The organism is Desulfoluna sp. CYM3A, assembly GCF_056829965.1.
Genome location: NZ_CP186556.1, coordinates 523,492 through 537,609 on the forward strand (window position 1 = coordinate 523,492; position 14,118 = coordinate 537,609).

Consider the following 14,118-nt stretch of genomic DNA (forward strand, 5'->3'; position numbering starts at 1 on the left):
TAAAAAATACTGTTTACAAACGCATCAACCATACAGATGGGGTTAAATCTCTGATGTCGCAGATTGAAGAACTCAGTGCAAGCCTGGAAGACTACCTTGAGGCGATCTATCACGTTGTCTCGGAAAAGCAGGCCGCCCGTGCCAAAGATATTGCCAAAAAGACCGGGGTGAACAGCTCGTCGGTCACCGGCGCCCTGAGGGCTTTGGCTGAAAAAGGGTATATCAACTACGCCCCCTACGACCTGATCACCCTGACACCCAAAGGTCAGAAACACGCACGGGACGTGGTTCGGCGCCATGAGGCCCTGAAAGATTTTTTCATCCGGGTTCTGTTTATCGAGCCCATTGAAGCCGAAGAAACTGCGTGTAAGATGGAACACACCGTCTCTCGCTCTGTCCTGGACCGCATTATCTCCCTGATGGAGTTCATTGACCTGTGTCCCCGGGCCGGTACCGAGTGGCTCGGCCAGTTTGCCGCCCGCTGTGAGAAAGAGTCTCCCCTTGATGAGTGCAAGGGCTGCCTGGAGCAGTGCATCGGCGGACTCAGGGACCTGGGCGGGCTGGATCCTGACTCCGGGGTGACCCAGAGCCTGTCTTCCCTTGGCAGCGGAGAGCGGGGCCTTATCGTCAAAATTGCCGGCAAAGGCAACGTGGCCCGGCAGCTCAAGGAGTCCGGGGCGGACGTGGGGAACATCATTGAAGTGGAAGCCGTTGACGATTCCGGTGAGGTGATCCGGGCCAAGGTGATGGGATATCATCTGGACCTGCGGAAGGAAGATGCCGAAAAGGTCGTCGTAAAAATGTTTTAGCATAAACGATGCCGTGAGAGTCGTTGCTGCCTTCAGGTCGAGGGCAGCAACGGACCGGGGTCGGGAGTAGGGGACTGCTCCCTTTTTTTTGTATATAATGTTTGGTTTGCCTAAAACTATTAGGAGGTAAAAAATGTTTGAGGGCCTGCTGGAAGGAATTGGAATGGAACCTGCGGCAAAGGAGACCGAGGACTCTGTGCTTTTTCAATCCTTTTGGGATATACCGACGTCCTTGAAATGCCCGGTGGTTGGGCTGGGAATCAGCGACGAGGAGGGGCGGCGCATTCTGAAAAAATGCGGTCGCCGGATCAAGGCCCTGGCACCCTGGGAGGTGCACCGGGATATCATGGAGGAGGTGGGCTCGGGTACGGCCGTGGCCCGGCGCGTGGACGCTGTATTAAAGCGCAAGTTCGCCGACGCTCTGGACAAGGTAAAGGCCCTTCCCGAAAAAGAGCTCCTGCCCCTTCTCAAGGCCGCCATTGCCAACGGGGAGGCCGCCGAGGCGCTGTATTGCGTGTCCATGCGAAAGAACCTTGCCGTGGATGTGCTGGTGTCCGTGGTGGGGGAGGCCCACATGATGGGGCACACCACCGCAACGGATCTTCTGGAGGCGCGGAAAAAAGAGGTGAAAAGCGCGGGAAAGGTCAAGGAACTCACGGAGAGCCTGGATACCGAGAGGCGCGAACGGCGACGCCTGGGCCGCGAACTGCAGGCGATGGTCGATGAAGTGCGGGAGCTTCGCCAGGCCCTTTCAAAACAGGCCGAAGCGCCAGTGGTGGTCCCTGAGATCCGGTCGGAACCCAAAGCCGTTTCTGTGGATCCCGATGCGCTGAAGCAGGAGAGGGACAAGCGGAAAGAGCGGGAGCGGGAGCGGGACGCCCTGGCCCGTGAAGCCCGTAAGCTTGAGCGGGAAAAGCGCAAACTCAAGACCCGGGTTTTGGAGATTGAAAGCGAAAACAAGGCCCTGGCCGATGAGGTGATGAGCCTTGCCATTGGACGGCCTGCGCCGTTGCCCTGTGAAGGCCGGGGGTGCAGCACCTGCCCGGAGATGGAGACCTGCAGTCGAAGGATTTTGATGGTGGGAGGCCTTTCCCGCATGGAGCCCCACTACAGGCGGGTGGCCGAAGCCAAGGGCCTGGGGTTCGAGTACCACGACGGCACCATGAGCGGTGGGAGAAAGTGCCTTGAAAAGCAGGTGAGCCGTTGCGACATGGTGGTCTGCCCTGTGACCTGCAACAGCCACAACGCCTGCCGAAGCGTGAAGAAACTCTGCTCCAAGCACAACAAGAGAATCCCGCTCTCGACCTCCAGCATTTCTGCCCTTACCGGCGTGCTTCTCGATATGCCTGCGTAGGGAAACCAAAAAGCGTGCCTCCGGCGGGCAGGGGCTACAGCCCCTGCACCCCAGGTTTGCAAATGCTCCGTACCTTCGTTCCTCAGGTACTTCACATTTGCTGACGGGCTACGCCCGTGGTCAACGCCGTAACAATGCAACGCGAGATTCTGAGAATAATCGGTAACGGTGAAAGATTTTACACGTTTTGCATCCCATAACAGGCGCTCCGCAGGAGCGCCTGTTATGGGATGCCACCTGGGGTGCAGGGGATCATCCCCTGCCCGCCGGAGGCATTTGTTTAATTCAGGCAGAATCGGATGTACTTGATGAGGCGACCTTCCTTGATGTAGCGCTTCTCGTAGGTGGTCTGGACGGCGGTGGCGTCGCCCAGGTCCTCGCTTACGCTGTAAAGGTCGTTGGTGTGAAAGAGGAGTGTTACTTGTTCTGAGGCTCTCCAGGGAGAACTCATAGAGGGTGGGGTCGTCGGTTTTCAGGTGGAGCAGGGCTCCGGGCTCCACGATGTGTCTGTATACGTCCAGAAACGATCCGGCCGTCAGGCGTTTTCGGCCGTTGACGGTGCGGTTGTACGGATCGGGAAAGGTAATCCAGGCTTCGGAGAGCTTCTGGTCCCCCAGAAAGGGGATGAGGTACTCCACCCGGATCCTCACGAACATGACGTTGGTGAGTCCTTCCTCTTGGGCTTTCAGGGCTCCGATGTAAAGGCGGTCCGCCTTCAGATCGACCCCCACATAGTTTTTGTGGGGGTTGCGCCGGGCCAGGTCGATGCAGTACTCGCCCCTTCCGCAGCCGATCTCCACCACGGTCTCCTGCGCCTTTGCAAAGGCGTGATCGTCCCAGCTTCGATTGACAATGCGGTTTTCCGCGTCCACGATTTCCGTGTAGATGACGTTGGGAAAATTGTGGATCTCCTCGTAACGCATCAGTTTTTTCTTGGCCATACCTTCCGATCCATCAATACAGGTTGTATTTGCAGAGCCTTCCGTCCAGGCCGCCGTTCATGAGCGGACGCTTCCACTCGGCTTTGAGGCCCAGGCTCCCGATGAGCTCCCGGTTTCCGAAGTAGATGAAGGCGGTGGATCCCTTGCATTCGTTTTTCAGAAAATCACCGAACTCTTTGTAAAACTGTTTCATGTCCTCTTCCCTGCCGAGCCGGATGCCGTAGGGCGGGTTGCAGACGATGAGGCTCTCTTCCTGGATTTCAAGCTTCCGGAAGTCCTTGGCGATGATGGGCACCTGGTCGCCGCCGGGAAGGTTGGACATGTTCTCCCGGGCCGAGGCCACCGTGTTTTTGCAGATATCGCTGCCCATGATCAGGCCCTCTTCCGGGGGCTGGATGCGCCGGGTGGCCTTCTGGCGCTCGGCTTCCCACAGCTTCTTGTTGAAGTTGGGAAGGCGGGAGAGGCCGAAGTGCTTCCGCAGGTAGCCTGCCGGGATGCCGCAGGCGAACATGTGGGCTTCGGACAGGATGGTGCCGGAACCGCACATGGGGTCCACCAGCGGGGTCTCCAGGTCCCATTCGGTCATGGAGAGGATGGCGGCCGCCAGGGTCTCCTGCATGGGCGCTTCCACACCCTGGGTGCGGTATCCGCGCCGGTGCAGGGAGCCGCCGGAGGTGTCCACGCTGATGCTGGCACGGCCCTTGCGGATATGAAGGTGAAAGATGACATCCGGTGCTTTTTTGTCCACATCCGGGCGAACCCCGGTGCGTGCGCGGAAATAGTCGCAGATGGCGTCTTTGAGCTTGAGTGCCGCAAAATGGGAGTTATTGAACGCCTCGGTTTCCGAAACGTTGGCCACAATGGCAAAAGACCCGGTGGGGCGGAGGAAATCGCGCCACTCCATGGTCCGTGTCGCCCGGTAGAGTTTATCGGCGTCCGGGCACCGGAACGAGATCAGGGGGGCCAGGATGCGGGTGGCGAGACGTGACCGGAGGTTGATGCGATAGAGCCCTGCCTTGTCGGTCGTGAAGGTCAGAATTCCGAATTCGGTTTTGATCACCTCGGCGCCAAGCCACGAGAGCTCGCGCGTCAGCTCCTCTTCAATACCGGGAAGTACCTGTGCATAATAGAGATTCTGTTTTTGATACGTATACATGGGAAGGCAATATACACCTATTTTATGGGTTCCTCAATACCAATATAGGCCCTGGGGACAGGCGAATGAACACAGGCTGAACAGCCGGGTCAAACTGGTTGAAAAAGGTGGGAAACCAGCCGCGGCCCAAGGGGCGGCCCGAGAAAAAAAAGCCTGGTGTTCCCCGGGAGGGGGTGACCCGGGCGTGATGTGACAGGAATCACTGTAAATGGGACCCATTGTGGTGTAAGGGAAATGGGTGGGTTGGTTTTGATTCTCAGGATACGTGATGCGCACACGCAGACACTCTAAAAATGAAGGGGGGACAATGAGTCGGACAATGGGCTGGATGGCATTTCTGTGTTCATTATGGATGACTGCGGCGATTTCTTTTGCCGCTGAATGCTCCTGCTGGGATGACCGCGAACGCCATGAGGTGGAGGGCTTCTCCGAAATTGAAGGGGCCGTGGTCCTCTCCTTTAAAGACGCCGTGAGCTGCCGTCCCCTTTCAGGGGCCGAAGTGGTCCTCTCTTTTCCCGATAAGGCACGAACCCTCCGCACCGGCCCCAAAGGCTACATCGTCATGCCGGAAGAGGTGGTGGAGGCCATGGACGAAGGGTCCATCGGCGTTGCCCTCTCCAAGGACGGCTACATCCCTTTTCAGGCCTTGCTTCCTGTGGAGGCCGGCACCATTCGCCACCGGCGGTTTCTGGTTTCCAGAAAGATCCCCCTTTCGAGTGTCCGTTTTGTGCTCCAGTGGGATGAAAGACCCAAAGACTTAGACCTTCATCTTCTCAAAGACACCAGCCTCCATATCTCCTACAGGCACATGCGCTCCGTCCCGGACCTTGCCCGCCTCGACCGGGACGACATGGACGGCCTCGGTCCCGAGACCCTCACCCTGGACCGCATCGACAAAGGCGCCTCCTATCGCCTTTTTGTTCACAATTATTCCGGTGAAGGTTCCCTGGCAGGGGCCCGCGTGAGCGTTTACGCCAACGGCAAGCTGGATCGGGTGGTGACCCTGCCTGAGGTTTCAGGGGCCCGGGCCGACGTTCTGACGATCAAAAACGGTGAGATACGCTAATCTCCGGTGTTGACGCGGTAATGAAAATTCGCTTTATTTATGCTTCTTGAACAAAAAAATTGTCTGGGTAAAGGTCGAATTTAGAAGAAATGATGCTTGCCCAAAGGGTTAGAAAATCGAGCGGTAAACAGTGAATTACAGTTTGTATTTGTGAAATGTCCAAGGATTTCTTGGTAACTGTTTGTAATGATATTTTATTGGTTTGCTCGTAGTCCGTTCAATGTAATTATAGGGCTTGGGGTGTGATCCTTCATTTTACGATGATGTGGAGTAGGGCATGAAAACCGTTCGATGGGCAGTTGCTCTTTTGTTTCTTTCCGCCATGGCAGCCGTGTCGGTGCAGCCGGTGCGGTACCATTTTCTGACGAACAAAGAGGTGGCCCCGATTCCGGACCACACCTCCTACCGCAAATCCATGGAGGAGCTTCTCCCGGAGAGGGGCTATGGCCGAGGGCCGGGAGTGCCGGGGTTTTCCGACTGCCCAAGGCCGTGACTGGGGATGCCCGGGGATTGCCCCATCTTCTCATGGATGTGCGCATGGCCCTGGGGGGCCATACCGGGTGGCAGCTCTGCGTGGATGACGGCGTAAAAGAGGCCATGATCAAGCGCTGGGACGAACGCTTTAAACTCTGGGGTGCCATGGGCACCGGCCGGGAGATGATCGCCCACGTACGGAGCCAGAAAGACGCGGCCATGAAAATCCGGTATTCGGCCCTCTGCACGGTCCAGGTGCTGACAGGAGGCGGCAACGATCGGCGGGTGGTGGTGACGGTCAACGATGAAAAACTCCAGAGCAAGCTTTTTGACGTGTCGGTCTCCTTTATGGCGCCGGATACCTTGACGACCCCTCACATCGCGACTAAGGGACACGGCCCTTGCCGGTCTGGCAGAGGAAAAGGCGCGGGCCGCACGGCAGCTCACCGTCCTGCTGGGTGTGGCGCTGCTTATCTACCTTCTGGGCTGGGGGCTCTATGCCCGCGGGGCAAAAAAGAAAAAGGCGGCCTACCACGCATACCTCATCGACGAGATCGAAAAACGGGAAGAGCTGATCCGAAACGGCCATTACGTGGCTGCCCTGGACCTTGCCGACGAGTACCTGGCCGTGTTCTCCAAAGACACGGACGTCAAGGCCTTCAGGGAGAGGCTGGTGGACTTTACGGGGGGGGATCCCAAAAAGGCCCAGCTTGCCTGGGTGGAGGCCAAAAAGCTGGCCCAGCGCCTGGCCTCTGCCGCGCCCCTGGAGAACGGCAGGTACCTTCTGCCCGATGAAAAGCGCGACATCGCAGGCCTGCTTCCCTACCATGCGGAGCTGAAAAATTCCTTTGACCGGCTCCTGGCCATTAACTATTCCCGCCGAAGAACAGGAGCGGGCGGCAGCAGCCGACGGCCGGTTTGTCGAGGTTCGGGAGGCTTTCCGGCAAGGGGACCTGGACAGAGGGCGTTCTCTTTTGGGCATTCTTTTTCTGGCGGCTGACCCCAGTATCCCGAAGCCGTCTCCATGAACGGGGCGCTGGCGGCACCTCGCGGGCGGCACTTTACCTTAAAAACAGCTCAAGGTGCCGAGGTGACGGTGGTGGCCGGTGACCGGTTGACCCTGGGGCGCGGTGATGAAGGGACTGCCCCTGACGTGGTACTTTCCGATCGCAGGGTCAGCAGGCAGCATCTTTCCCTGGCCCTGGACACGGGGACGCTTACGGCATCGGATCTGGGCAGCGCAGGGGGCACCTACCTCAACGGCGATGCCATTGAAGGCGGGGCCACCCTGAGCGAGGGAGACCTGCTGACCCTCTCCCGGGTGATCAATTTTGACGTGTCGTGCGTTCAGGCAAACGGGGACGGTGTCACCGGCGCCCTGCTCCAGGGAGATGATTCTTTCCTCTGCCTGGTGCGGAGCAAGCTGGCCCTTTCGTTTTCAGATAGCGGCGCAGGGTGCAAAGAAGGCAGCATGACGGTCTGGCGATCAGGGGAGACCGTGTGGGTGGCCACCCCGACCTCCCTTGTGTTCCCCGCAGAACAAAGCGTGTACCGGGTGGAGGACACCCTGGAGATCAAGGAGGTGACGGCATGAAGACCGGATTCAGGATGACGGCAATGGTGATGATGGCGCTTCTTCTGGCGGGTTGCCTCGGGGCAAAGCCGACACCGGAAAAGGGGGCGGTGGATAACGTTCCCCCAGCCGAAGCCGCGGCGGAACGCATCCGCCTCAAGGCCATGCGGGCTGAAGCCAGGGCGTTCATCGCGGAAAAGAGAAAGGACCCATCCCTTTATATCGGTGAGGGCACGGCCAACATCGGGGCGGACTTGGGCAAGGGAAAGCTTGAAGCGAAAAACCGCGCCAGAGAGGAACTGGCGCGGCAGATCCGCGTGAAGGTGGAGTCTGATTTCCAGCTCATCACCGAAAAACGCGGGGCCGGGGCCTCGGCTGCGGTGCAGCAGGAGATCACCCAGCGCCTGGAGACCTACACCAGCCAGGTCCTCACCAATGTCCGGGAGAGCGACTTTTTCATCGATTACCCCAAAACCGGCACCGTCACCGTGCTGGTGTTTATCCCCAAGGAAGCCTACGAGGTGCAGGTTAAAGAGGACCTGAACCAGAAAAAAGAGATGGTGGTGGAGGCGGTGAGGCAGGCGGAAAAAGCCCTGAAAAACGGGGAGCACGTGCGGGCCCTCAAGCAGTTCCTTGAAGCCGGATCCATGCAGAAGGCCTTTTTCGGGCGGGTACCGGTCTATGCCGAGATCGACGGCGACGGCCTGCGCGACGAGTTGTCCAACCACGTGGCCTTCCGGGTGGCAGGCATCACCGGGCGCATCCAGCTGAGTCTGCTCAACGACACCTTTCTCTATGACCCCGAAGGCCGCCTGGAAAAACAGCCCCGGATCATGGCGCGGTACTTAGGGGCCACGGGTTCCGGGCAGCCAGTGACCAACCTTCCCCTGGCTGTCTCCTTTGCCGAGGGACAAGGGCAGGTGGCCCCCGGCGTCACCGGAGTCTACGGCCAGGCCGAACTGGCCGTGGGAAGTGTGGACCCCAGCCTGAAAACCGCGGTTCTCAAGGTGACCCCCGACTTTTCCGCCCTGGGCGATTTTTCAGCCTACGACCTCTCCCCCATGCGCCCCCTGAAGGTGGACCTCACCCGGAAACGGGCCGTGGCCCTTCTGGTGCGTTGCAAACACGCGGACAAAGGGCTGAACGTGAGCGGCCTCACCGACGCCGTCACCTCCCTGCTTCTGAACCGCAAACTCACCGTTGTTCCCGTGGACCAGGGCCTGACCCCCGCTTCCGTTAACGGGGACGCCCTCAACGCCGATTACCTCCTGACCGTGGAGGTGGACCCCAGCGGCGGCGGCACCGTGGGCAGCTATGCCAACATGCACGCGGCCAGGTGCGGTGCAGGCCTTTCGCTTTACACCCTTCCCGCCAAGAGCCTCACCCGGAAAGAGACGCTTTCCCCACAGGAGGGGTTTGGCGTGACAGCGGAAAGCGCCGTGTGGGATGCCTTCGGCAAAAGCCGTGAGCCCATTGTCAAGGCTGCGGGAACGATGATGAAAGGGATTCAATAGCAGGTGGAAAATACAGGCCTCCGGCGGCCAGGGCCCCAGGTTGCGGATGCTTCCCTTCGTTTCCCGGGGATAAACATCCGCGAAGATGTTCATAAAACCACCCCAATCTGATTGTCAAATTTTTCAGGAATGTTGTCCCCGGCAGGGCCGCCGGGGGATTTTTCATAAGGGATATCATGAGTCAATTTTGTGAGACATGCGGTGAAAAGGTCGAGGCGCTTCACCTGTATTGTACGGCCTGCGGAGCCCAGGCACCCATGAAGACCATTGTGGGGAGCTTTGCCGAGCCGGTCTGTGAGAACCCGGTGTACTGCTGCGGCTGCGGCAAGCCCGCGGCAAAAGAATCGGCATTTTGCGGCTGGTGCGGGGGCGACCTTTACAAAAAAGAGAGGGGCGCTTTGTTTTTTTGTCCCTGGTGCGGACAGCAGCTCGGAGCCGAGGCGAAAATCTGTTCGTCCTGCGGCGGCTCCATGGATGAGTGGTTTGCCATGAAAGGGGCCGTGGCCCGGGATCTGGGATACAGCGGAGAGCTGGTGATCAAGGAGAAGATGACAGGTCTCACTTACCGTTTCCGGCCCGGAAAAGGGGTCACCATCGGACGGGCGCCGGACAACGATATTCCCATCACCTGTGCCTGGGTCTCCTCTCGCCATGGACGCATCGACGGCCCAAAAGGATCTCTGGAGGATCTTTCCAGTTCCAACGGCACCTACATCAACCGCAGCCCCGATCGCATCGGCAAGGTGCCCCTGTACGACGTCCGGGAGTTCAACATCGCGGGCAGTTTCACCTTTACCCTGGAAAAAGGCCCGGGCCTTTTTGCCTTTCGCCTCACGGCCATCCTGGACGAGGAGGAGTGCCTTAAGAACGGCGATCCGGCCTCTTTTGAGTCCCTTCGGAATCAGTACACCATTCTTTATGAGGGGGACCAGGTCCTTTATATCCGAAAACTCGACGGACTCCTGACCCTTGCACCGGACCCGGCCTACGATCACTACAAGGTCGAGGTGGCAGACGGCTGTTATCATTACACCGACGAAAAACGGGGGATAAACGGGGTGCTCCTCAAAAAAAACAGGGGCAACTGGCCGGTAAACTGGGTGATCACAGCGGGGGGATAGGGCATCCATCTGGGGCTCAACAGTTTACCTTCTATGGCTCGTTGGTACCAAAAAGCCGCCTCCGGCGGGTCGCTTTTTTGAAAAAAAGCTCCGCAAAAAACTTTCCGGGTGCTCACTCTCTTCGTTTTCTGCCCCGCAGGGGCAGAAAACGAAGAGAGTGAGCAGAAAAATTAGAACAGTCAAAATCGCTGGAATTCATGCCAAAGCTATCAAGGCCTGTTTGTCAAACTTTTCAAAAGTTTGGCCCCCGGCAGGGCCGCCGGAGGCTCTTTTGTACTAGTGATGCGTCAACTTTATATGGGATACTGGAGGGGTGATGGCGTTTTGTGCTTCGTGTGGCAAGGAATTGGATGCTGGGGGAAAGTTTTGCATCCATTGTGGTACGCCGGTGGGATCCACGGCGGCAGGGGGAGACGGCGGCGGAACCGGGGCGGTGGATCCGTACAAGACGGTGGTGAAAGGGGCCCCTGCCTACGGCGTGGTGAACCTGGAGCAGCTGCCTGAAGGGCACATGATCGATGATCGCTATGAAGTCAAGGCAAAGCTCGGTCAGGGGGGCTTTGGGGCGGTGTACCGGGTCCATGACCGGAAGATGGAGTGCGACAAGGCCCTGAAGGTGCTGCCCGAGGCCGTGGCCTCGGACATCGAGGCCATGGAGAGCATCCGCAAGGAAGCCGTGACCATGGCCAAGCTCAACCACCCCAACATTGTGCGTATTTTTGAGTTCCAGGACCGGGGGGCCGTTACCTACATCGACATGGAGTTCGTGGACGGCAAGAGCCTCACCGAGGTGAAGATGGATGCCCCGGACAAAACGCTCCCGGAAGCCGAGGTGGCAAAGGTTGCCGAGGGCATTGCTCGGGGCCTTGCCTACGCCCACGAAAAGGGGGTGATCCACAAGGACATCAAACCCCAGAATATCCTCATCACCACGGACGGCACCCCCAAGGTTACGGATTTCGGCATCTCAGAAACCGTCAAGAGCTCCATGAGCCGCATCGCCAACTCCAGCTCGTCCGGGACCCTTCTCTACATGGCACCGGAACAGGTGAGGGGACGGGACGTGGGGCGTGAGTCCGATATTTACAGCTTCGGGGCCCTTCTGTACGAGCTTCTCTCCGGCCATCCCCCCTTTCACAAGGGCGCCATCGAGCATCAGATCCTCAACGAACCCGTTCCGCCCCTGCAAGGGGCCAGTGCGCCCATGAATGCCCTTGTCTTACGGTGCCTGGAAAAGGAGTACTCGAAACGGTTTCGGAGTTTTGACGAGGTACTGGCAGCCCTTGAGGGCAAGGAGGTCTCTCCTGCACCGGCATCGGGGCCCTTACGCGACGCCGATGCCGCTGGGTCTCAGGAACCCAAAGGCAAGAAAAACCTCGGTCTCGTGGCAGCCGTTCTCGTTGTGGTTGCCCTTGCCGTCGGTGTATTTGCCCTCCTGGGCGGCGGTGATCCGTCGGCTCCCGTTGCGGAGAAAAAAGACTCCCAAGGGGCAGTGGACATGGCACCCCTCTCCTTTCCTGAGCAGCAGGATGTGAAGATTGCCGCCTGCCGGGAGGAGATTTCCAGTCTTTCGTCCGCGGTGAGCGACATGAAGGCCCGCATGGATTCGGGCCAACCCCTTGACGGGGACAGCACCAAGGCCATGCTGGGCCTGATCAAGGAGAAAAGAGCCAAGACAGAAGCCATGGCCACCCTCATTGAGGAAAAGGAGGCCTGGGCCAGAAAACGCCTGGAAGACGACATCGCCACCTACAAGGGGCTGGTTGCCACCGAGGAAGGACGAAGCCTTCAGGCCGCGGCCTGGAACGAGCTCATCGGCAAGTACCCGGAGAGGGCCGAAGGGATTGTGGCCTATGACACCGATGCCCTGCTGGATGGGTGCCGTCTCTTTGTGGAGACCGAGCCCCGGGGCGCAGAGGTAAAGATCACGAATATTCGCCCCGCCTTTTTCTCGGGTATCCGGTTGACGCCGGGCACCTACGACATCCGTGCGACACATGACGGGTATATCCCGGCGTCCTCATCGGTGGCGATCACCGAAGGGGGCGGCGAGATGCGTGTGAGTCTTCGCCTGGAGCCTTACGCCAGCCTCACCGTGACGACCCAGCCCGAAGACGCCCGGGTCATCCTGAAGGGGATCAAAGAGAAATACAGCCCCGGGGTCCGGCTCAAGGCCGGGGTCTACAAGGTGCTGGTGACCGCTGAGAATCACATGCCCGTGGAGCGCAAGGTGACCCTTACGGCCGGCAAAGCCGAGGCACTCTCCATCGACCTGGTTGCCATGCCTCGCCTTTACGTGACCACCACGCCTGAACATGCCGATATTCGGATCAAGGGAACCAAGGCGACCTATACGCCGGGCATGCGCATGGAACCGGGGCGCTACACGGTGGTGGCCAGCGCCGAAACCTACAGGGTTGCCTCACGATCCGTTACCCTGGATGGAAAGGGCGACACCAAGCTTCACCTGACCCTGGAGAAAAACACGGACGATTGCCTTTTTCCCATGAACGGCATCACCCTGGGCGTCAGCACGGTAAGGGACTTACGGGCCGCGGGTGTGCAGTGCAAAAGCATCGACGACGACACGGGCAAGCCTTATCTCTACTACACCGTGGACGGCATCGACTTTTGGTACGACAAAGACTCCGGCGTGGTGGATTACCTGCCCTTCAGCAAAGGCGACATGCTCCACGAGAGCCTCGTGGCCATGGGGTTTGACCACGACAAATCCTACAACGACTGGCTAAAGGTTCTCAAAGACAACGGGTTCGAGGTCACCGTCGCCAAAAAGCCCACCACGGACAGCTACAAAGGGCGAAAATGGCTCAGGGCCGAACTCAAAGGCACAAAGACCACCCCGTGCGGCATCAGCATCAAAATCAAGCTCGACTTCAGCTGGGGAAAAGGCAGGTACGTCACAGACCAAAAAACCCTGAACGGAATCTATATCTGGGGGAAAAAGGTGTGAGGCAGTAAGTAGGTAATAGGTAATAGGAGATAGGGGCGTGGGGTGTTGGTGAAGACAGGGGCTGTTGCTGTTCAGCACCCGTTTGCCTCGGGCGGCCCTGCCGGGGACTGAATGGTTCGGATTTCCTATGGTTTTTTTGGCCGTGGGCAGATCAGAGAGATGGACGCGTTATGTTTTCTTTTTTGAAGGGAGAGGCTTCTCTCCATGCAGCCAAAAGCGACATCGGGAAAAAGTACACCCACAACGAGGATTCGTTTTTTCTCCCCGAGGCAGATGCCACCTGGGAGATCACAGAGGAGAAAATTGACGCGGGGGGCAGGCTCTACCTGCTGTGTGACGGCATGGGGGGCGGCCAGGCAGGAGAGGTGGCAAGCAGCCTGGCGTCAGGGTGGCTGGCCCGGGATTTTTATGGGGATCCCAAGGAAGAGATCCCGCGGGCTCGGCGCCTGGCGGAGCTGGCCTGCGAGACCAACGCACGGCTTTACGCCCTGGCTGAAGCCCATGACGCCTACAAGGGCATGGGCACCACCCTTGTGGCCGCCCACGTGCGGGACGGTCTCCTGAGCCTCGTCTCCATGGGCGACAGCCGGGCTTATCTTTTCCGAAACGGTACCCTGCGCCAGCTCACCGAAGACCACTCCGAGATCTGGCCCCTCTACAAAAACGGCTCCCTTACCAGGGAAGAGCTCCGCACCCACCCCCGGAGCCATGTCCTCACAAAGGCCCTGGTGGTTACGGAAAGCATCACTGAGGACGATCTTTTCATGGATACCGAATCCCTTGAAGACGGCGATTTTCTGCTTCTGTGCAGCGACGGCTTGACGGACATGGTGCCTGAAGAGGAGATCATGGGGATCCTGGGAAAAAAGAAAAAGATGGCGTGGAAGGCCGAGGCGTTGGTGGCTGCTGCTAACCGGCATGGGGGGCGGGACAACATCACGGTGGTTTTGGTGAGGGCGTAGCCGCGCGGTTGGTCTTCGTGGTATCAGGCGGTGCGGGAGCCGCACCCTACCGTGTGACGCATGGCGGTCGGCGTCGGGATGTTAGACCGGATTCGCACGTACCGACAACCTATCTCCTATAACCTATGTCCCTCTCTTCTATTGCCTGTTTTTTAAAGCACCAACTCCTGAATAAAA

At 58.7% G+C, this 14,118-nt stretch carries 12 protein-coding genes and 1 pseudogene; 10 read left to right on the forward strand and 3 right to left on the reverse strand.

Translation table 11 applies throughout. From position 1 onward, the window contains the following. Positions 1-53: 53 nt before the first annotated feature. Complete coding sequence (locus ACOYW1_RS02805; protein ID WP_482415081.1) at positions 54-809, forward strand: metal-dependent transcriptional regulator; 756 nt, start codon at positions 54-56, stop codon at positions 807-809. A gap of 133 nt (positions 810-942) precedes the next feature. Then, on the forward strand, positions 943-2,163 hold the full coding sequence (locus tag ACOYW1_RS02810) for a DUF2325 domain-containing protein (protein ID WP_482421577.1): 1,221 nt from the start codon (positions 943-945) through the stop codon (positions 2,161-2,163). A gap of 280 nt (positions 2,164-2,443) precedes the next feature. Here the strand turns inward: ACOYW1_RS02810 and ACOYW1_RS02815 are convergent, their stop codons facing one another. From ACOYW1_RS02815 to ACOYW1_RS02825, 3 genes and pseudogenes are all read right to left on the reverse strand, one after another. Next, positions 2,444-2,614: a hypothetical protein gene (locus ACOYW1_RS02815; RefSeq protein ID WP_482423888.1), complete on the reverse strand. Its 171-nt coding sequence runs from the start codon at positions 2,612-2,614 to the stop codon at positions 2,444-2,446. A 16-nt stretch (positions 2,615-2,630) separates the two neighbouring features. Beyond that, a pseudogene (gene trmB, locus ACOYW1_RS02820) lies at positions 2,631-3,104 on the reverse strand (tRNA (guanosine(46)-N7)-methyltransferase TrmB); the annotation flags it as partial. Between the two features lie 13 nt (positions 3,105-3,117). Continuing rightward, complete coding sequence (locus tag ACOYW1_RS02825) at positions 3,118-4,260, reverse strand: THUMP domain-containing class I SAM-dependent RNA methyltransferase (protein ID WP_482415084.1); 1,143 nt, start codon at positions 4,258-4,260, stop codon at positions 3,118-3,120. Positions 4,261-4,612: 352 nt separating this feature from the next. On the opposite strand from ACOYW1_RS02825, the gene ACOYW1_RS02830 reads away from it, so the two are divergent. The 8 genes from ACOYW1_RS02830 (at position 4,613) to ACOYW1_RS02865 (ending at position 13,941) form a co-directional block, all read left to right on the forward strand. Continuing rightward, positions 4,613-5,326: a YfaP family protein gene (locus ACOYW1_RS02830; RefSeq protein ID WP_482421578.1), complete on the forward strand. Its 714-nt coding sequence runs from the start codon at positions 4,613-4,615 to the stop codon at positions 5,324-5,326. A 277-nt stretch (positions 5,327-5,603) separates the two neighbouring features. Beyond that, positions 5,604-5,819: a hypothetical protein gene (locus ACOYW1_RS02835; protein ID WP_482421579.1), complete on the forward strand. Its 216-nt coding sequence runs from the start codon at positions 5,604-5,606 to the stop codon at positions 5,817-5,819. Between the two features lie 441 nt (positions 5,820-6,260). Beyond that, positions 6,261-6,800, forward strand: a complete 540-nt coding sequence (locus ACOYW1_RS02840; RefSeq protein ID WP_482421580.1) for a hypothetical protein — start codon at positions 6,261-6,263, stop codon at positions 6,798-6,800. Positions 6,801-6,824: 24 nt separating this feature from the next. Beyond that, positions 6,825-7,394 carry an FHA domain-containing protein gene (locus tag ACOYW1_RS02845; protein ID WP_482421581.1) on the forward strand — a complete coding sequence of 190 codons (570 nt, stop codon included), beginning with the start codon at positions 6,825-6,827 and terminating at the stop codon, positions 7,392-7,394. Further along, positions 7,391-8,887 (forward strand): hypothetical protein, encoded by a 1,497-nt coding sequence (locus ACOYW1_RS02850; RefSeq protein WP_482421582.1) that lies wholly within the window; start codon positions 7,391-7,393, stop codon positions 8,885-8,887. Before ACOYW1_RS02845 ends, ACOYW1_RS02850 begins: the two co-directional genes overlap by 4 nt. A gap of 176 nt (positions 8,888-9,063) precedes the next feature. After that, entirely contained in the window at positions 9,064-10,008 is a 945-nt protein-coding gene (locus ACOYW1_RS02855; protein ID WP_482415088.1) for an FHA domain-containing protein, read from the forward strand. Between the two features lie 388 nt (positions 10,009-10,396). Beyond that, on the forward strand, positions 10,397-12,979 hold the full coding sequence (locus ACOYW1_RS02860; protein WP_482421583.1) for a protein kinase domain-containing protein: 2,583 nt from the start codon (positions 10,397-10,399) through the stop codon (positions 12,977-12,979). Between the two features lie 170 nt (positions 12,980-13,149). Next, positions 13,150-13,941, forward strand: a complete 792-nt coding sequence (locus ACOYW1_RS02865) for a protein phosphatase 2C domain-containing protein (protein ID WP_482421584.1) — start codon at positions 13,150-13,152, stop codon at positions 13,939-13,941. The last annotated feature ends 177 nt before the right edge of the window (positions 13,942-14,118 follow it).